Genomic DNA, 18,822 nt, shown 5'->3' with positions numbered 1-18,822 from the left:
CATCTTTACTACGCTAACGCTTGTGCTAAATCTTCAATTAAATCTTCTCCGTCTTCAATACCGACAGAAATTCGAATTAATGTATCTGTAATTCCTAATTCTTTGCGACGATCTGCTGGGATTGATGCATGCGTCATTTGAGAGGGGATAGAAATTAAACTTTCTACTGCTCCTAAACTTTCAGCCAGCGTAAAGTATTGTAATTTCTCAAGCACTTTATTTAATGTTTCTTCGCTATCTACATCAAATGAGATAATAGCACCAAATCCATTTGCTTGTTCTGTTGCCAGTTCATGGTTTTGATGTGACTCAAGGCCTGGGTAATATACTTTATTTACTTTTGGGTGGTTATTTAAAAACTCAGCAATTGCACGTGAATTCGTTTCATGCTCTTCCATTCGAATTCCTAATGTTTTTAAACCACGAAGTAGTAAGAAACTATCTTGCGGGCCAAGAATGCCGCCTGTTGAGTTTTGTACAAAGTGAAGGTCTTCTGCTAATTGCGGGCTATTTACAACTACTAGACCTGCAACTACGTCACTATGACCTCCTAAATATTTCGTTGCACTATGAAGTACAATGTCTGCTCCTAAAGAAATCGGCGACTGCCAATATGGCGTCATGAATGTGTTATCAATAATTGTTAATAAATCTTTCTCTTTAGCAAGAGTAGATATTTTTTTAATATCAGTAATTTTTAGTAACGGATTCGTTGGTGTTTCTACATAAATCGCTTTCGTATTTGGACGAATCGCTTCTTCAACTTCCTCTAAGTTTGTTGTATCTACAAATGTATGCTCAATACCGAAACGGTTTAATACTTTCGTAATCACGCGGTACGTTCCGCCATACACATCATCTGTTAAAATAACGTGGTCACCTTTTGAGAACAACATAATCGTAGCTGTAATAGCCGCCATTCCTGAACCAAATGCGAAACCAGCATGGCCGTTTTCTAATACCGCAATCATTTCTTCTAAAGCTGCACGTGTTGGGTTGCCTGTACGTGAATATTCATATCCTTGATGCTTACCAACTGCTTCTTGTTTGTACGTACTCGTTTGATAAATCGGTACATTTACAGATCCAGTTGAAGGTTCTCCTATGCGAATACCATGAATTAACTTTGTCTTTGCTCTCATTTTTTATTCCCATCCTTTGTATATGTCTTTACTTAAATAGCGCTCACTACTATCAGGAAAAATCGTTACAATATTTGTACCTGGCGCCGCTTTCTCTGCTTCAAGTAAACTTGCATGAAATGCTGCTCCTGAAGAGCTCCCAACAAGAAGTCCTTCTTTTTGCGCTAATTCTTTCACTCGTAAAAATGCATTTCGATCAGAAATCGTATGAATTTCATCAAAATAAGATGTCTTCAAAAATGGCGGGATAAATTCCAGTCCAATTCCTTCGGTCTCATGTGAACCAGCCTTACCACCATTTAAAATAGATCCTTCTGGCTCTACGATAACTGTTTTAATATCTATATTTTTTTCTTTCAAGTAAGATGCAGTCCCCATAAACGTACCGCCAGTTCCTGCTCCAGCAACAAATATGTTAATCTCTCCATTCAATGCGTCCCACAGTTCAGGTCCTAATGTTTTAAAATATGCACGAGGATTCGCCTCATTTGCGAACTGACTTGGAGAGTATGAATTCGGTATTTCATTTACTAACTCTTTTGCTTTTGCAATTGCACCGGTCATTCCTTGCTCAGTCGGCGTATGCACAACCGTTGCGCCTAGTGCTTTCATTAATTCTTGTTTTTCAATGCTAAATTTCTCTGGTACACAAACGATAACGTGTAAATCATGTTGTAACGCTGCGAGTGCCAGTCCAATACCAGTATTTCCAGCTGTCGGTTCAATAATTGTTCCGCCCTCTGTAACAAGCCCTTTTTCTAGCGCATCTTCGATTAATTCTCTTCCTAATCGGTCCTTAACGCTTCCGCCTGGGTTATAAAATTCCAGCTTTGCAAATAAACGGACCCCTTCTGGAAGTGAAAAACGAGTAATTTCCACAATTGGTGTATGACCAATTAACTCATGAACTCCACGATATACATTCATCGTGTTCTCCCCCTTATTTGCCAATAAAGAAAAGGCAACTGTATGTATTTTCTTTATATGAGACAGTTGCCTTTTTGTTACATTACTTTAACTCTTCTAGTACTTTTACGATAAAGTTTGTAGAATGAAGAGCTGCTTGATCTAAAAATTGATCAAATGAAACATTTGATTCTTTACCAGCAATATCAGAAAGTGCACGAATGATAACAAACGGAACTTCATATTGGTGGCATACTTGTGCAACAGCTGCTGCTTCCATTTCTACTGCATAAAGGTTTTCAAATTTATCACGAATTGCTGCAACTCGGTTCGGATCACTCATAAATGAATCACCTGTTGCAATCATACCTTTTACAACTTGAATATTTTCTTCTGCCTGCATACATTTTTCAGCTAATGCAACTAATGCTTCATCAGCTTTAAATCCAGGCGGCATTCCTGGTACTTGCCCATACTCATAGTTAAATGCTGTTACATCTACATCATGGTGACGAACTTCTGTTGAAATAACGACATCCCCAACATTTAGAGAATGATGGAATCCACCAGCTGAACCAGTATTAATGACTTTTTCAGGCTTATATCTTTCTAATAAAATTGTCGTTGACATCGCTGCATTTACTTTACCAATACCAGACTTTAACAAGATTACTTCATGTCCTGCTAATTGTCCTTTCGTAAATTCACAACCCGCAACCGTTTCTGTTTCTGCTTGTTCTAATTTATCACGTAAAATACGTACTTCTTCTTCCATTGCTCCAATTACAGCAATTCTCAATCTAATCCCTCTTTCTATTGCTTAGTTGCCTCCATTACCCAAACGAAATGATTTAATCTCGTAAACGTTACATGGAAGCCATTGTTTTCAAAAATAGTCTGCATAATTGGAATACGTGTATAGTATTCCGTTTGCAAATCGTTTGCTAACTCATGAAAACCTCTTTGTTTTGCTGCTTCAACAGTTTTATCATATGCATCTTGATCTGCAAATATCGTATCAGCAAACACTATTTTACCACCTTTGTTTAGCAATTGACTATACTTCGCAATCGCTACATTTTTTTCATCATCTGTTAAATGATGAAATGCATAGGTGCTTACTATGGTATCAATGGAATTCGGGACTTCAAACGAAAGAAAATCACCTTCTGTAATGGAAAACTCTTTTGGCAATTTCTCTTTTGCAATCATGCGCATTTCACGTGACGGTTCTATACCGTAAACTGTGCGGCCAGCAAGTAATAATTTATTTGTTAAATTACCTGTACCGACACCAAATTCTAATATGTTACCAAATGACTTGTTAACTACATCCTCTAGAATGTCCTCATAATGGGCGAAAACTTCTTTATATTGTATATCTTCGCCTTGTACAAATGAGTCGTACGTATGAGCCCACTCATCAAATAAACCATTAAATTCTGTACCCATAAAAATTCCCCTTTTTCTTATCGGTTTTATCAGTATGATATTCCCTCTTTCTAAAAATGTCAATTGAAATGTACATGGTATTTCCTTCTTTTCTTTGTTACACTATAGTTGATTACATAGGAGAGGGGCCGTCTTCATGTCATTTACCTTTGAAATGTTAGAAGATAAAGTAGAATTTTTTGAAGCGGGAGACTTAGCTTCTTTAGAACGAAAAATCAGTGAACAAATCGATAATAATAAAGCACTTATGCTTGAAGTTCATCACATCTCGCATCAAATGGTTATGGATCCTGAAAGTAAAAGACCATATTATAGCGCGGTTGTTCATTTTAAATTAAAGAAATTACGCTAACTAAAAAAGAGAAGCTCCTTAGGAGCTTCTCTTTTTTAGTTTAGAGTTTGAACAAGTACTGGTTTCCAGCCTTCATTGTCTACCCAATCAATATTTACATAATATCTTTTACCTGTTTGTTTATCTTGTACGTTACCGTAAGCTTTATTCTTACCGTTATTTCCGATTCGATGAATAATTAATTGCTCTACTGGAACGTCAATTGCAGCTGAAATCGCTTGATTCATCTCATTCCAATCTGCTGTACCTTTTTTAAACGTCATCGCAGGTGTTGCACCTTGCTCTGTGCCTACTGGCTTCCAAGAAGGTTTCGTATAAGCGTCAGTTGCCTTTGGCTGTGTTTTTTCAGCTGGTACTTTCTCGTTAGCTTTCGCTTCTTCTTCAGCTTTTTTCTGTTCTTCTTCAGCCTTTAGCTTCTCTTCTTCTTCTTTCTTCTTAGCCTCTGTTTTCTCTTGTTCATTCTTCTTCGTCTCTTCTTTGCCTTTAGCTTTCTCAGACTTATTCTCTTTCGTTGTTTGCTGAGCTACCTTTTTATCGCTAGAAGACGCTTGCTCTTTCGTGTCAGGAACAAACAATTGATATGCTACAATAGCTACTGCTACTAGTACAATAGCGATTGCAATATTTAAAACACCGTTTTGACGACGTTTTTGTTGTTTCTGTTGGAATCTAGATCCTCCTGCCATTCTTCAAACCTCCATGCAGTTTTTCATACTTGCTATTGTAACATTAAATCTAGAAAGGTTGAACATTTACAATAATATTTTCATGAAATGAAAACATTTTACTATAAATTGCAAGATTACTTTTCATTCTCTAATCGATAGATTGATTCTACGATAGATTTGAAAATAGGTGTAACTTTATTTACATCGCTATTCGTTTCTATATCCACGACAACTAAAGCATACCTTGGATTTTCATATGGAAAATAACCTGCAAACCATCGATTCTCTTTCGTTCCTTTTCCTGTTTGTGCTGTCCCAGATTTTCCAGCAACACTTAGTGGTAACGACTTGAATGCTGATCCTGTGCCTTTCTCCGCTATTACAACGCTCCTTAATAACTGTTGTAATGTTTTCACTGTTCCATATGAAAGCTGTTTTCCACCTAATGTATGGTCTTCAAATGTATAAAAATCCGTTCCATTTTTATACATTATTTTTTCAACAGCTTTCACTTCCATATTTTCTCCCCCTCTAGCAATCGTCGCCATCATATTTGCAATCGCTAGAGGTGACATACGTACATCTTTCTGTCCAATTGCTGTTTGCGCTACCGCTTTTTTACTATTCTTATTTCCTTCACTCCCCCAAATCGTAACACTCTTCTCCTCTGGCATTTGCTCAAAATGCGTTGTATGAAATACAGAACCTCTCCATCCAACCTTCTCAGCGCCTCCTAAAGCCGCTACATAAGTTTCTAACACCATCTTATCCTTTTCTATTAACTCATTGCCTAACTCTGAAAATGTCCTGTTACAGCTTCTAGCAAAGCTCTCTTTAAAACTAAGTGTCCCCATCTTAACTTGTGGGTGATCTTCACCATATAAATCTTTATTACAATTAAATACGCGATTAAAAACATTTTCATTTTGATCAATCGCTGCCGCCGCAATTATTGTTTTAAAAACAGAACCGGGAAAATGTGGTGTTAACATTTGATTTTCAAGTGTAGTTTTATATAAACTCTCATCTTTCACCTGTACAGATGGTTTGCTAACCATTGCTAAAATTTCATTTTTCTTTACATCAAGTAGCACTACTCCTCCCTTCTTAATTTCACTTGCTTCAACTACTTCTTCTGCTTTTTTCTGTAACTCGTTATGTAAAGTAGTTTGAATCGTCACTGGATAAAACGGATTTCCAGGCGATGTATATTTCGCTTGTTTTCCAAAAATCGGTTCTCCTTGCCGATCCACTTGATACAATACTTTTGCCTCTCCATCGGTCAAAAGAAATTCATCAAATGATTGCTGCAATCCTGAAATGCCAATCGGTGTTTGTTTTGAAATTTTTCTAACTTCTCCGTATCGTTTTTGAAATTCTCGTTCATTCTCACCCACATCACCAATTAAATGATTCATCACGCTAGTTTGCCGCAAACGAACTTCAGCTGCTACAATGCCTAATACATTTAATTGATTCACCTTCTCCATCTGCTCTCGTCCCAAGCGAAGTGGTTCATTTCCTCTTTGCAGGATAAATGCACTTTTCTTATGTTTCATTTGACTTTCAATCTCTTGTCTCGACATACCAATGATATGCGCAATTTTCTCCAACATGTCATTTTTTAATTGTAGAAATGGAAAAACAATTAAAACAGGATACTTTTTCTCACCTATCTCCTTACCATTACGATCTATAAAATGGCCGCGTCCATCATCTACCGTAATGGATTGCGTCCGTTGTGTAACACTTTTTTCAATTAAGTTAATCTTACGATCCGTAAATGATTCCGTATCTATAATTTGTATTTGAATTAAACGACAAAGTAACATAAACATGACACATATAAAACAAATTAAAACAATTGTAATTCTCTGTTTTATTTTCATAAAAAAAACACCTCGTCTACTATAGTTTGGACGGAGTGTTTCATTTTTTATACAAATAAAGTGAAACTTTAAGCAGCCCGCCCCCCACCTAACTTCTTTGCTTTCGCTGATTTTTGAGGTGGGGGTCTTACTGCCCGTTAATGCGGGATAAAAAAATCACTCGCTTTTACACGAGTGATTTTTAATTATTTTACAGAGATAATCTCTACTTGCATTTCTCCACCTGGAGTTTGGATTGCTACCTTTTCGCCAATTTGCTTACCTAATAAGCTTTTTGCGATTGGAGAATCGTTAGAAATTCTTCCTTCAAATGGATCTGCTTCTGCGCTACCTACGATTGTGTAAGCTTCTTCATCTCCATCTGGTAGTTCTTTAAATGTTACTGTTTTACCTAATGTAACAACTGTAGATTCTTCACCGTTATCTGTGATGATAACTGCGTTACGAATCATGTTTTCTAATTGTGTAATACGTCCTTCTACGAACGCTTGCTCATCTTTCGCTGCATCATACTCAGAGTTCTCAGAAAGATCTCCGAAGCTACGTGCAATCTTAATGCGCTCTACAACTTCTTTACGTTTTACCGTTTTTAAATCCTCAAGTTCGTTCTCTAGCTTTTGCTTACCCTCTTGCGTCATAGGGTATGTTTTTTCTGTTGCCATATTTTCCACTCCTTTTATATACCAATCCCCCGAAAAAAAGAGGAGTTCCATATGAAAACTCCCCCGCTTATATGTAAAGCGGAGGTTTCTAGCACGCCTGTACTAGCGGAGTTGTCACATACAACCCCGTATTCCCAATTCTTCTTTATATAAAGAAGATATGTATGGAAAGTTGATATAAATATGCCCTCACCTATATATAGATGAGGTTGCATGTTTCATTGTATTCGATAGGAAGGGAAAAAATCCCTTCCTATCGTATATCTTTTACTATGCTATTACAAATTTACTTTTTGTTCAAGAATTGTTGCAATTTTTGTAACCATAATATCAATTGCAACGTGGTTTTGTCCACCTTCAGGGATAATAATATCCGCAAATTTCTTAGAAGGCTCAATAAATTGATTGTGCATTGGACGTACAACATTTACATATTGATCAATAACTGAATCCATCGTACGACCACGTTCTTTAATATCACGCTGCATGCGGCGTAAAATACGAAGGTCAGCATCTGTATCAACGAATAACTTAATGTCCATTAACTCACAAAGACGTGGGTCTTCTAAAATAAGAATTCCTTCTAAAATGATTACATCTTTCGGCTCAACTGGAATAATTTCATCTGAACGCGTATGCAATGTATAGTCATATACAGGTTTCTCTACTTGTTTATATGCAAGCAACTGCTGCAAATGTTCAATTAACAAATCATTATCAAACGCTAATGGATGATCATAATTTGTTTTTAAACGCTCTTCCATTGGTAAATGGCTTTGATCTTTGTAATAATAATCTTGCTCTAAGATTAAAATGGAATGACCTTTAAAATGGTCAAAAATCGCTTTCGTTACACTTGTCTTACCTGACCCTGAACCACCAGCAATTCCAATTACAACAGGCTTATTCGTCCCCATTCGACTATCACTCTTTCTTATTGAAGTATGCTTTTGCGCATCATATTATTCACATACACTGGTTGATCCACTTTGAATTTCACGATTTGCAACGGATGTCTCGCTGCATCTAATTCGTTTCCATCCTCATCCCAAATTTTCTCCACCGTTTGCGTAAAGTTTTCTATTTCTGGCCCAAAGAACTCCACTTCATGTCCTGGTTTGAAATGATTACGTTGCTCAATCGTTACGATGCCCGTTTCTTCATTATAATCTAACACTAAACCAGCGAAATCATACGTTGTTTTCTTACTATGATTTCCAAACATTTGCTCTTGATGTCCTGGAACCCCTTCAAAGAATGCAGGAGCTGTATCACGATTTGCACATTTATCAAGCTCATCTAACCATTCTTGTTTAAACTCAAAGTTATCAGGATCCGCACAATATGCATCAATTACTTTGCGGTATACTGTCGCTACAGTCGCTACGTAATGGATTGATTTCATACGTCCTTCAACTTTTAAGCTATCAATTCCAATTTCAATCATTTTCGGAATTGATAAAATTAAATTTAAGTCTTTTGGACTCATTGCAAAGTGAGCATCTTCTTCTTGGAATAGAGGAAGCTCTTTTGCATCTTTATGTTGTGATACTGTTTGAACTAAATCATAATCCCAGCGACAAGATTGACAACAACCACCACGGTTAGAGTCACGCGCTGTCATATGGTTACTTAGCGTACATCTTCCTGAATATGCGATACACATTGCACCATGGACGAATGCTTCAATTTCAATATCCACTTTTTCTTTAATCTCTTTCATTTCTTCATAGCTTGCTTCACGAGCTAATACAAGACGATGTAAACCTTCTTCTTTCCAATACTGTGCTGCTTTCCAGTTGGATAGTGATTGCTGTGTGCTTAAATGCACCTCAACAGAAGGCGCTACACGTTTACAAGTCTCAATGATAAGCGGATCAGCAACGATAATTCCCGTTACGCCAGCTTTTTCAATCCCTTTTAAATATTCCTCTAGCCCGTCCATATTTTCATTATGTGCAAAGATATTTGTTGTTACATATATTTTTGCTCCATATTTCTTTGCAAATTCCACACCTTCTGCCATTTCTTCCAGTGTAAAGTTACCTGCATTCGAACGAAGACCAAATTCTTGTCCACCTAAATATACAGCATCTGCTCCGTAATGGATAGCTACTTTTAATTTTTCTAAGTTACCCGCAGGGATTAACAGTTCAGGTTTCTTCACAATAACGCGTTTGCCATCGATCACTCGTGAAATTTCTTGTACAGTCATTTCCTACACCCTCCTCGTTTAGTAAACCGTCTCTTTAAAGAAGAATCCTGTATCTAACGGACGATTCACCGGTTGCATTTCTTCTATCTCTTTATATAAGTCATCTTTCACGTCATAATACGCATCACGATCTTCTACACATAAATCAATTGCTTTACGATATTTCTTCGTTACCTCAATAATGTATGCAGAGCTTTTTAGTACACCATCAACTTTTAAGCTATCAATTTCAGCATCAATTAGCTCTTCTAACTCATCGATGAAACAAATATCATTTGGACTCATAATGTGAGTACCATTTTCATCTTCATAAATTGGATATTTATTGTTACGCTCTGGGTCATATAAGAACATATTCTCTTCATATTTTTTCTTTTCGATATCAAGATGACGTCCTTGATACTCAAAGTAGTTTCCTACTAACGAACGCTTCGATTGGAACATACAAGTCATACCGTGAATTTGCACTTCAAGTTCCACTTCAGCATTTTCTTTTAATTCAACAATTTCATCTAAGCTAAGCTCGCGAGCTAATACAGCACGTTTTGCTCCTCTTTGTCCCCAGTAGTTACAAGTAAACCAGTTTGTTGCTGTTGTTTCTGTATTCCAGTGCAATTGCATATTTGGCGCTACTTCGCGAACCGCCATTAATACTGCTGGATCTCCGAAAACAATTGCATCTACATGTACTTCGTTTAAAAATGCAACATAGTCTGTTAATTCTTCTACTTTATCGTTGTGGAACATAGCGTTCATTGCTACGTATACTTTTACACCATTTTCATGTGCAATCTTCACAGCTTGTTTCACATCTTCACGTGAAAATTCCCCTGCTAAACGTAAACCAAACTTTTGCTCACCGATCATTACCGCATCTGCTCCTGCTTTCGCAAGAGGTTCGATATCCGCCACTGCTTTTGGCGTTACTAACAATTCTGGTTTCTTCATACCTTGGTCACCCTTTCTTTTTACTAACAGCTACTCCATCACCAATTGGGAAAATCGTTGTATCATATCCTTCATGGTTCATAAGCCATTCATTGTACGTCTTAATACGACGGATTAAACCACGTGTACGTCTGTTTTCAATTTTCTCTTTCGTCGTTACAAGGCCATGGTACATAACATTATCTGAAATAATTACGCCACCAGGATTTAATAACGGTTCATATAAGTCAAAAAAGCGACGATATTGTCCTTTTGCTGCGTCAATAAAAATAACGTCAAATGTTCCATGTTCTTCTACTTGCTCGCCTGTTTCTAACGCATCACCGTAAATAACGGAAATACGCTCTTTAACTGGTGAACGTTCTATATATTCAAGTGCTTTTTCATATCGATCGCGATTGCGCTCAACTGTCACAATGCGAGAATTTGGAATAGCTTGCATCATACGAATACTAGAATAGCCAATTGCTGTACCTAGCTCTAAAATGCTCTTCGGTCCAATTAAACGTAAAAATTGCAACATAAATTCCATTCCAAGTCGATCCATAATTGGCACATGATTTTCTTTCGCATAGTCTTCCATTTCAAGAATTAATTTATCTTTCGGATCAATAAATGATAATAGGTACTCGTTAACTGCATCCTCCATAATGGTCCTCCTTATTTACATGGAGAAGTGCCTCTATGACGTCTTTTCACACATAGAATGCAATAAAAATACAAGCCAGCTTTACCCTTAGCTTGTACGTCCCGTTTTGATATTAAAAACGATTCTTCTGCCAGTTTTTAACCCGATATATTTTACCACAAAAAAGAGGGATGTGCGACCTTTTTCGCTATCCCTCCCCATTTCACTGTTTTTTCGTAATATATTTTTGCTTTAGTGCATTATGCTCTTCCAATGTTTTCGCATAGTACACTTCACCAGTTGGTGCAGCTAAGAAATAATAATAATCTGTTTGCGCAGGCTCTAGCGCTGCTTCCACTGAATGTTTACCAGAGTTTGCAATCGGGCCCACCGGCAATCCTTTCACAACGTACGTATTGTACGGTGAGTTTATCTTTAAATCTTCGTATAATACACGTTGTTTATGCTTTCCAAGTGCATATAATACCGTTGGATCCGTTTGAAGCGGCATACCTTTTGCTAAACGATTATAAAAGACACTAGAGATCTTTTGACGATCTGTAAAGCCTGTTGCCTCTTCTTCAATAAGTGAAGACAATGTTAAAAGCTGATGAACATCCCAGTTTTTCGCTTTCATTTTTGCTTCGTTTTGAACAATGATTGCATTCGTTTTCTCAAGCATTGGAATGACAATTTCTTCTAACGTCGTATCTTTTTTATAGAAAGAGTACGTCGCAGGATATAAATAACCTTCTAATGGATATTTAATATTGCTATCAAAGATTTTATCCGTTAACAGCTTGGGATACTTTTGCTGCATTTTTTGAATAAATGCTTTATCGTTTAATTGACGTACAACATCATCTTTATTCCACTTTAATTCGTTTGCAACCGTTTCTGCAATTTCAGTTACTTGTGCCCCTTCTTTTACCGTCACTTTATAAAGAGCTGGACGATGTACATTACCAGATGACATTTGCTCAATAACATCTTTTGCACTCATTGAAGGATTTAATAAATATGTACCCGCTTGTAAATTTTTAGATTTAGCCTTTGTATAAAAACTAAAAACTGTACCGTTTTTCACAGCACCTTTTCCTTCTAAAATCTCACCAATTTTACTAGTAGATGATCCCTTTGGAATTTCTACTTCAATCTCTTTTTTATTCCCGCTATCAACCGGTCCTAATGCGGATGAAATATACGCATAGACTGAACCACAAACTAAAAGCAGTGCAATTATCGAGAATAAAAAAATGCGTCTACGCTTCTTTTTCACTTGATTCTCTACCAAAACTCTTCCTCCTTATTCAATTGTAGGCCATATGTACATCTTTCTATACAACACGATAAAAAATCACAATACATTTACCTATCATTTTTGACAGATACTTTATTTTCTACAATCCGTCTCATTATACTACAAAGGATTACGCAGTTTCGACAAAAAATCTTTCATTTTACATATAAAAAAGGCGGACGATATACCGTCCACCTTTTCAGTACTTATTATTCAGCTTCTTGCTCATCAGCTAGAGTGTTGAACATTTCTTGTACCATTTCCCACTCTTCTTCAGATTCGATTGGAAGTAAAGTTCCGCCCTCTTCTTCATTTTGCTCATAAGCCATTGCATCATAAATTTGGTCTCCATCTTCGTCTACTTCACCGATTGGAGAGAAGACTACGTATGATTTTTTGCCAAATTTTTCAGCATCAAAAGTGAAAATAATTTCACATAAATGTTCGTTACCTTTTTCGTCTACAATTGTAATTTGATTTTCTTCCATTTTGGTCACCTCTTATTTACTATCTAAAAATCCTTGTAAGATTACGACTGCAGCCATCTTATCAATTACTTGCTTTCGCTTCTTACGGCTTACATCGGCCGAAATGAGTAGACGTTCCGCTGCCATCGTTGACAAACGCTCGTCCCACATTACAACGTCTAATTGTAACAGCTCTCGTAGGTTTTCTGCAAATTGTTGGCATGCTTCACCACGTGGGCCAATTGTACCATTCATATTTTTAGGTAAACCTACTACTATCTTGTCCACATCATACTGTTTTACTAACTCAGAAATGCGGTCAAAACCAAATTGACCTCGTTCTTCGTTAATCTTGATTGTTTCAAGCCCTTGCGCTGTCCAGCCCATTTCGTCACTAATTGCAACTCCGACTGTTTTTGTACCTACATCTAAACCTAATATCCGCATAAATTACTCCTCACGATGATGTTTCAAGTAAGACTTCACAAGCTCTTCAATTAATTCATCACGTTCAAGCTTGCGAATGATGCTTCGCGCATCTTTATGGCGAGGTATGTATGCTGGGTCTCCACTTAATAAATAACCGACGATTTGGTTAATCGGATTATAGCCTTTTTCTTGAAGTGCATCATACACAGTTAAAAGTACATCATTTACATGGACACTCTGTTTTTCATCTTGAATGCTAAACTTCATTGTTTTATCAAAACCGTCCATTTCAAGCACCTCACTTATATAGTAAGTATAGGGAGAAGAACTTCTCCTCTCCCTACCATTGTACACTACTATCTCTTTATTTTGAAACAGATTTAACGTACTCTTGTACAAACGCTAAAGCTTCCTCAACTTGCGCTGGGTTTTTACCGCCCGCTTGTGCCATATCAGGACGGCCACCACCGCCACCGCCACAACGAGAAGCTACTTCTTTCACAAGTTTACCAGCATGGTATCCTTGGCTAATTAAATCTTTCGTTACGCCAGCTAAGATGTTTACTTTATCATCATTTACAGACGCTAATACGACAACTGCAGATTGTAATTTATTTTTTAGGTCATCCATCATCGTACGTAAGTTGTTCATGTCTGCAACATTTACTTTTGCCGCTAATACGTTCACGCCATCAACTGTCATTACTGAATCAGTTAAGTTTCCAGCTTCAATATTGCTTAATTTTGCTGCAAGAGATTCGTTTTCTTTTTGAAGTTGTTTTACTTCAGCAAATAAACCATCTACTCTTGTTAAAATGTCTTTTGGATTTGTTTTCATTTTTCCAGCTGCTTCTTTTAATAAACCTACTTGATCGTTCATTAATTCATAAGCAGACTTACCAGTTACTGCTTCAATACGACGAGTTCCTGCACCAATACCAGACTCAGCAACGATTTTGAAAATACCGATAGAAGCTGTGTTATCAACGTGACAACCACCGCAAAGCTCTAAGCTATAGTCGCCAACTTGTACAACGCGTACAACATCACCGTATTTTTCACCGAATAATGCCATTGCGCCCATTTCTTTCGCTTCTTCGATTGCTTTTTGAGAAATCTCAACATCAATACTTTCCCAAATTTTCTCGTTTACGATACGCTCAATTTTTTCTAATTCGTCAGCTTGTACTTGACCAAAGTGAGAGAAGTCAAAGCGTAAACGTTCAGAAGTTACAAGAGAACCCGCTTGGTTAACGTGCGTTCCAAGTACGTCTTTTAACGCTTGGTGTAGTAAGTGAGTTGCTGTATGGTTCTTCACAACACTACTACGGTTTTTCGTATCGATAATAGCTTTTACAGCCGCATCTTTCGTTAATGTACCTTCTTCAACTACAACTTTGTGCAAGTTTTGGCCGTTTGGTGCTTTTTGTACGTCTTTTACAAGAACTTTCACACCATCAGCAAGAAGGTAACCACGGTCTGCAATTTGTCCGCCGCTCTCAGCATAGAATGGTGTTACATCAAGCATTAATTGTCCTTCTTCACCTACTTGCAAGCTGTCTGCGTATTCACCGTTTTTCACAAGTGCAACAACGTTACTTTCTGTTGCAACCGTACCGTAACCAACGAACTCGCTCGCTACTTTCACTTCTCCAAGGACACCGCCTTGAACTTGCATAGAATCAACGTCTTGACGAGCAGCACGTGCGCGCTCACGTTGTTTTTCCATTTCATTTTCAAAGCCTTCATGATCAACTGTCATACCAGCTTCTTCTGCATATTCTTCTGTTAATTCAATTGGGAAACCGTATGTGTCATATAGACGGAACGCATCTACTCCAGAAATAACAGTTGTTTTTTCTTCTTTCGCTTTTGCAATAACTTCAGCTAAAATTGCTTCACCATCATGAAGTGTTTCGTGGAAACGCTCTTCTTCATTTTTCACAACTTTTGCAATGAAATCTTTCTTTTCAAGTACTTCTGGATAGAAGTCTTTCATTACTTCTCCAACAACCGGTACTAATTCAAACATGAACGGACGGTTAATGTTTAATTTCTTAGAGTAACGAACAGCACGGCGTAATAAACGACGTAATACATAACCACGGCCTTCGTTAGATGGAAGAGCGCCGTCACCAACAGCGAATGTTACTGTACGGATATGGTCAGCGATTACTTTAAACGCCATATCTTTTTCTAAGTCACCATTACGATATTTCTCGCCAGAGATTGTTTCTGTTGCACCAATCATCGGCATGAATAAGTCCGTGTCAAAGTTTGTAGGTACATCTTGAACGATAGATGTCATACGCTCTAGACCCATCCCTGTATCGATGTTTTTCTTAGGAAGTGGTGTATATGAACCATCTGGATTATGGTTAAATTGAGAGAATACAAGGTTCCATACTTCTAAGTAACGCTCGTTTTCTCCTCCTGGATATAATTCTGGGTCACTAAAGTCATTACCGTAAGCTTCTCCGCGGTCATAGAAAATCTCTGTATTCGGTCCACTTGGTCCTTCACCGATGTCCCAGAAGTTTTCTTCTAAGCGGATGATACGCTCTTTTGGAACACCCATTTTCTCATTCCAAATTGTGAATGCTTCTTCATCTTCTGGATGGATTGTAACGGATAATAATTCTTTATCGAATCCGATCCATTTGTCGCTCGTTAAGAATTCCCAAGCCCAAGTAATTGCCTCTTCTTTGAAGTAATCGCCGATTGAGAAGTTCCCTAACATTTCAAAGAATGTATGGTGACGAGCTGTTTTCCCTACGTTTTCAATATCGTTTGTACGAATTGATTTTTGAGCATTTGTAATACGTGGATTTTGCGGGATTACACGTCCATCAAAATATTTTTTTAATGTTGCTACACCACTGTTAATCCATAAAAGAGATGGATCCTCATGTGGAACTAGTGATGCACTAGGTTCTACTGCATGTCCTTTTTCTTGGAAAAAGTCTAAAAACATTTGACGAATTTGTGCGCCTGTTAGTTGTTTCATTGTATTTTCCTCCTTAAATATAAAAAACTCCCGCCCCTATAAAAGGGACGAGAGTTAACTCGCGATACCACCCTAATTATGAATTGATTACTATATGAATCAATTCATCACCTCATGGTGCCGTAACGTGGCAAAACGGCAGTGATTAGCTGCTCTCAGGATTAGCTTTCTGTTACCCTTCATTTAAAGCTTCTTTCAGCCATATGGAAGCTTCTCTCTATAAATGGACTGTAACGTACTTGTTCCGTCATTGATTTAATGTATTATATGACTAAATATAATAGAATTCTCTTAAGTTTGTCAATGTAGATAATCATTTATATTATATCAATTACTTATTAATCATAGCTATTCTACTATTCATTCTTAACAGCCTTTTCATATATTATGCATGTATTACTAAATTGTACTACTCCCGCGTACTTTTCCGAATATTTCATTTTTGTTATAATTAAATTATTAATAATAAAGGAGCGATTATAGTGACAACCTTATTGAGCAAAGCTAAAAATATGTTAAAGACTGATGAAACAATATTGTTTTACGTAGCCTGTTCACTAGACATATTTATTTATCGTTCCGTCGCAAGGCCGGGATTGTTAATTTTAACGAACAAACGCCTCTTCTTTTATGGACCAGATGTAAGTAAGAACCCATTATTTGAAGAGTACGCTTTCGCGAAAATTTCTAATTTAAAAGAAAAACAGCGACTTTTCAGCAATCAAATTGTATTTATGTATGATAATGAATGGAAAAAAATAAAACATATTCAAACAAATGATGTAAGCTCTCTCGTTCAAAAAATAAACGAACAACTCTCTAAATAATGATAGCCCTCTACTCTTATAAGTAGAGGGCCTTCCTATTGCATATCTTCTTTTTTCCAAAGAGGCCTTACATGAACGATTACTGTACGAATAACCGCTAAAATAGGAACTGATATTAATAACCCTACAATTCCTCCCACTTCTCCCCCAACTAGTAGTGCAAGCATAATAATGACAGGATGCATGCGAAGGGACTTACCAACGATATAAGGGGATAAAATGTTACTTTCTACGAATTGCAAAATAGCAATCGCAATCCCCGCTTTAATGAGTAAACTTGTTGATACCGTTGCCGCAATCATTAATGTCGGAATCGCCCCTAAAATAGGGCCAAAGTACGGTATTATATCCGTCACCCCAATAATAATACCGAGTAACAATGGATATTTCATACCGATAAACCAAAAGGAAAGAGCAGATACGCCCCCTAATACTAAACAAACAAATAACTGTCCTCGAATATAACTTCCAAGTGATTTATCAATTTCTTTCGCCAGCATTTGCCCCGTACTACGCCACTTACTCGGAACTAGTTTCCAAAAAATATGATAAAACTCGCCGTAATCTTTTAATATGTAAAATACAATGAACGGAATTAAGAAAATAATGAGTAACGAATCCAGTACACCGCGAGCTGTGCTCATCACTTTATTTAAAAGTGCTTGTATCTTCGTCTCTACTCCAACAAAAATTTGTTTCACCTTTTCATGAATAAATGACGGGAAGTTCGCTGTTTGTTCTGTAACACCATCCATCCAAGAATCATACATTTTTGTAAACTGCGGGAATTGTTCATTGATTTCTTGTAATTGCTTAATCACAACCGGCGTTCCTTTATAAATTCCATAACCAATTCCGCCAAAGAAAAGGATGTAAATGAGCAAAATAGCGAGTGTGCGCGGCATCCCTTCTTTATGAATTTTTTCAATTAAAGGATGCAATAAATACGCAATAAAACACGCGATAAGAAACGGTGTAATGGCCACTTTACATACAAAAATAATCGGTGCCCATAGCGGCTTAATTTTTAAAAAGACGAGCAAACAAAGAAAGACAAGTAACAATAATCCTAAACGGTATATCCAAATGATTTTAAGATTCTTCACACGAAAAACCTCCTCCACCTTTATTGTGAAAATAAATAGGGTAGGTTATGTGCAAAAGTTTTAAAATCTTTTTGTGCAGACCATACTGTTTTGTAAAGACGCACATATATATACATAACAAGGACAACCACCCCTGAGAACGCAGCGTGAAACAATTTAATCAGGAGGGCTCATAATGGTTTTATTTATGCTCGTATTATCAGCACTTTTTATGATTCTTGAATGGATTTGTATCGGGTTTGGTATTTGGAAAGGTTTCTTTATTCGTTCCTCACGAAAAGAAAGAGCGAAGCATTTATTTCATTACGGAATGCTTGGCGTTGGATGTTACGGCCTATCTTATCTCTTCTCTGAAATTGGACTTTTATATTTGCATACAAATGCATAAAAAAACTCCCTTGTTGATGAAGGGAGTTTTTTACGCTTATAAATAAGATTTAATCATCTTACGTGCTTTTTTCATATTGCGTTTTGAAAAGACATCTTGTTTGCGAGCATATTGATATGCTGCCGCTCCAACACCTAATGCGATTAATGAATTGCGTAGATTCAAAGTAAATCCCCCTTTTCGTTATCCGATCGTTCTTTCATTCTCATCAAATAAATCATCAAGAGAACTTAACGAACCATCTTCTTCTACTTGATGCGTATGGATTTTCCCCTTTGAAACCGATAATTCGATATAACAATTCCAGCAATAAAATTGGTTGACACCTATTTTCCCAATGTCTTTTCCTTTGCAATTTGGACAAATAAACATATGGCGTTCATCTCCTTACAGTCTCCCGGATTCTATTCGCCATTATTTCCAAACTGCATTCATT

22 protein-coding genes and 1 other annotated feature are annotated in these 18,822 nt (G+C 37.0%); of the genes, 3 read left to right on the top strand and 19 right to left on the bottom strand.

Features of this window, described 5'->3' with window-relative positions; translation table 11 throughout:
- Positions 1-8: 8 nt before the first annotated feature.
- The 4 genes from PDK19_RS01790 to PDK19_RS01775 all read right to left on the bottom strand — a co-directional run bounded on the left by PDK19_RS01790 (position 9) and on the right by PDK19_RS01775 (position 3,500).
- On the bottom strand, positions 9-1,142 hold the full coding sequence (locus PDK19_RS01790) for a bifunctional cystathionine gamma-lyase/homocysteine desulfhydrase (RefSeq protein WP_001201908.1): 1,134 nt from the start codon (positions 1,140-1,142) through the stop codon (positions 9-11).
- A gap of 3 nt (positions 1,143-1,145) precedes the next feature.
- Complete coding sequence (locus tag PDK19_RS01785) at positions 1,146-2,069, bottom strand: O-acetylserine dependent cystathionine beta-synthase (protein ID WP_001103854.1); 924 nt, start codon at positions 2,067-2,069, stop codon at positions 1,146-1,148.
- Positions 2,070-2,151: 82 nt separating this feature from the next.
- Positions 2,152-2,847: a 5'-methylthioadenosine/S-adenosylhomocysteine nucleosidase gene (gene mtnN / locus PDK19_RS01780; RefSeq protein WP_001217039.1), complete on the bottom strand. Its 696-nt coding sequence runs from the start codon at positions 2,845-2,847 to the stop codon at positions 2,152-2,154.
- A gap of 14 nt (positions 2,848-2,861) precedes the next feature.
- Positions 2,862-3,500 carry a class I SAM-dependent methyltransferase gene (locus PDK19_RS01775; protein ID WP_000536312.1) on the bottom strand — a complete coding sequence of 213 codons (639 nt, stop codon included), beginning with the start codon at positions 3,498-3,500 and terminating at the stop codon, positions 2,862-2,864.
- A 136-nt stretch (positions 3,501-3,636) separates the two neighbouring features.
- Here PDK19_RS01775 and PDK19_RS01770 point away from each other — a divergent pair, with 136 nt between their 5' ends.
- Complete coding sequence (locus PDK19_RS01770; RefSeq protein WP_000010984.1) at positions 3,637-3,852, top strand: YrzA family protein; 216 nt, start codon at positions 3,637-3,639, stop codon at positions 3,850-3,852.
- Positions 3,853-3,887: 35 nt separating this feature from the next.
- On the opposite strand, the gene PDK19_RS01765 is transcribed toward PDK19_RS01770, so the two are convergent.
- The 12 genes from PDK19_RS01765 to alaS form a co-directional block, all read right to left on the bottom strand.
- Positions 3,888-4,538: a YrrS family protein gene (locus tag PDK19_RS01765; RefSeq protein WP_000897107.1), complete on the bottom strand. Its 651-nt coding sequence runs from the start codon at positions 4,536-4,538 to the stop codon at positions 3,888-3,890.
- A gap of 116 nt (positions 4,539-4,654) precedes the next feature.
- Positions 4,655-6,409 (bottom strand): peptidoglycan D,D-transpeptidase FtsI family protein, encoded by a 1,755-nt coding sequence (locus tag PDK19_RS01760; protein WP_049111035.1) that lies wholly within the window; start codon positions 6,407-6,409, stop codon positions 4,655-4,657.
- Between the two features lie 185 nt (positions 6,410-6,594).
- Positions 6,595-7,071 carry a transcription elongation factor GreA gene (gene greA, locus PDK19_RS01755; protein ID WP_000179963.1) on the bottom strand — a complete coding sequence of 159 codons (477 nt, stop codon included), beginning with the start codon at positions 7,069-7,071 and terminating at the stop codon, positions 6,595-6,597.
- A gap of 278 nt (positions 7,072-7,349) precedes the next feature.
- Positions 7,350-7,988 carry a uridine kinase gene (udk, locus tag PDK19_RS01750; protein WP_000537087.1) on the bottom strand — a complete coding sequence of 213 codons (639 nt, stop codon included), beginning with the start codon at positions 7,986-7,988 and terminating at the stop codon, positions 7,350-7,352.
- A gap of 17 nt (positions 7,989-8,005) precedes the next feature.
- Positions 8,006-9,286, bottom strand: coding sequence for a peptidase U32 family protein (locus PDK19_RS01745; RefSeq protein ID WP_000217969.1), 1,281 nt, complete (start codon positions 9,284-9,286; stop codon positions 8,006-8,008).
- 18 nt (positions 9,287-9,304) lie between these two features.
- Positions 9,305-10,234: a peptidase U32 family protein gene (locus tag PDK19_RS01740; RefSeq protein ID WP_000742781.1), complete on the bottom strand. Its 930-nt coding sequence runs from the start codon at positions 10,232-10,234 to the stop codon at positions 9,305-9,307.
- Between the two features lie 7 nt (positions 10,235-10,241).
- Complete coding sequence (locus PDK19_RS01735) at positions 10,242-10,883, bottom strand: O-methyltransferase (RefSeq protein ID WP_000389089.1); 642 nt, start codon at positions 10,881-10,883, stop codon at positions 10,242-10,244.
- 202 nt (positions 10,884-11,085) lie between these two features.
- Entirely contained in the window at positions 11,086-12,156 is a 1,071-nt protein-coding gene (mltG, locus tag PDK19_RS01730; RefSeq protein ID WP_000230089.1) for an endolytic transglycosylase MltG, read from the bottom strand.
- 215 nt (positions 12,157-12,371) lie between these two features.
- Positions 12,372-12,650 (bottom strand): DUF1292 domain-containing protein, encoded by a 279-nt coding sequence (locus PDK19_RS01725; RefSeq protein WP_000392247.1) that lies wholly within the window; start codon positions 12,648-12,650, stop codon positions 12,372-12,374.
- 12 nt (positions 12,651-12,662) lie between these two features.
- Positions 12,663-13,076, bottom strand: a complete 414-nt coding sequence (ruvX, locus tag PDK19_RS01720; protein WP_001221197.1) for a Holliday junction resolvase RuvX — start codon at positions 13,074-13,076, stop codon at positions 12,663-12,665.
- Between the two features lie 3 nt (positions 13,077-13,079).
- Positions 13,080-13,346: an IreB family regulatory phosphoprotein gene (locus tag PDK19_RS01715; protein ID WP_000348590.1), complete on the bottom strand. Its 267-nt coding sequence runs from the start codon at positions 13,344-13,346 to the stop codon at positions 13,080-13,082.
- A 76-nt stretch (positions 13,347-13,422) separates the two neighbouring features.
- Positions 13,423-16,065 carry an alanine--tRNA ligase gene (alaS, locus tag PDK19_RS01710; protein ID WP_000811833.1) on the bottom strand — a complete coding sequence of 881 codons (2,643 nt, stop codon included), beginning with the start codon at positions 16,063-16,065 and terminating at the stop codon, positions 13,423-13,425.
- A gap of 40 nt (positions 16,066-16,105) precedes the next feature.
- Positions 16,106-16,325, bottom strand: a binding site (T-box leader).
- A 222-nt stretch (positions 16,326-16,547) separates the two neighbouring features.
- Here alaS and PDK19_RS01705 point away from each other — a divergent pair.
- The gene (locus PDK19_RS01705) at positions 16,548-16,892 is read left to right on the top strand and encodes a PH domain-containing protein (protein ID WP_000209593.1); all 345 of its coding nucleotides are present in this window, start codon (positions 16,548-16,550) and stop codon (positions 16,890-16,892) included.
- A gap of 35 nt (positions 16,893-16,927) precedes the next feature.
- Here the strand turns inward: PDK19_RS01705 and PDK19_RS01700 are convergent, their stop codons facing one another.
- Entirely contained in the window at positions 16,928-17,998 is a 1,071-nt protein-coding gene (locus tag PDK19_RS01700) for an AI-2E family transporter (protein WP_000793116.1), read from the bottom strand.
- A 175-nt stretch (positions 17,999-18,173) separates the two neighbouring features.
- Between PDK19_RS01700 and PDK19_RS01695 the strand changes: the two genes are divergently transcribed.
- Complete coding sequence (locus PDK19_RS01695) at positions 18,174-18,386, top strand: hypothetical protein (RefSeq protein ID WP_000242550.1); 213 nt, start codon at positions 18,174-18,176, stop codon at positions 18,384-18,386.
- A 36-nt stretch (positions 18,387-18,422) separates the two neighbouring features.
- On the opposite strand, the gene PDK19_RS01690 is transcribed toward PDK19_RS01695, so the two are convergent.
- Both PDK19_RS01690 and PDK19_RS01685 read right to left on the bottom strand, forming a co-directional pair.
- Positions 18,423-18,551 (bottom strand): YrzQ family protein, encoded by a 129-nt coding sequence (locus PDK19_RS01690; protein WP_001053553.1) that lies wholly within the window; start codon positions 18,549-18,551, stop codon positions 18,423-18,425.
- Between the two features lie 18 nt (positions 18,552-18,569).
- The gene (locus PDK19_RS01685; RefSeq protein WP_000469281.1) at positions 18,570-18,758 is read right to left on the bottom strand and encodes a hypothetical protein; all 189 of its coding nucleotides are present in this window, start codon (positions 18,756-18,758) and stop codon (positions 18,570-18,572) included.
- Between the last annotated feature and the right edge of the window lie 64 nt (positions 18,759-18,822).

The organism is Bacillus cereus group sp. BcHK124, from assembly GCF_027712065.1.
In the GTDB taxonomy this organism is placed as follows: Bacteria; Bacillota; Bacilli; order Bacillales; family Bacillaceae_G; genus Bacillus_A; species Bacillus_A pacificus.
Note: the sequence above shows the minus strand (reverse complement) of the source record. Positions and strands in the feature narration are given on the sequence as shown.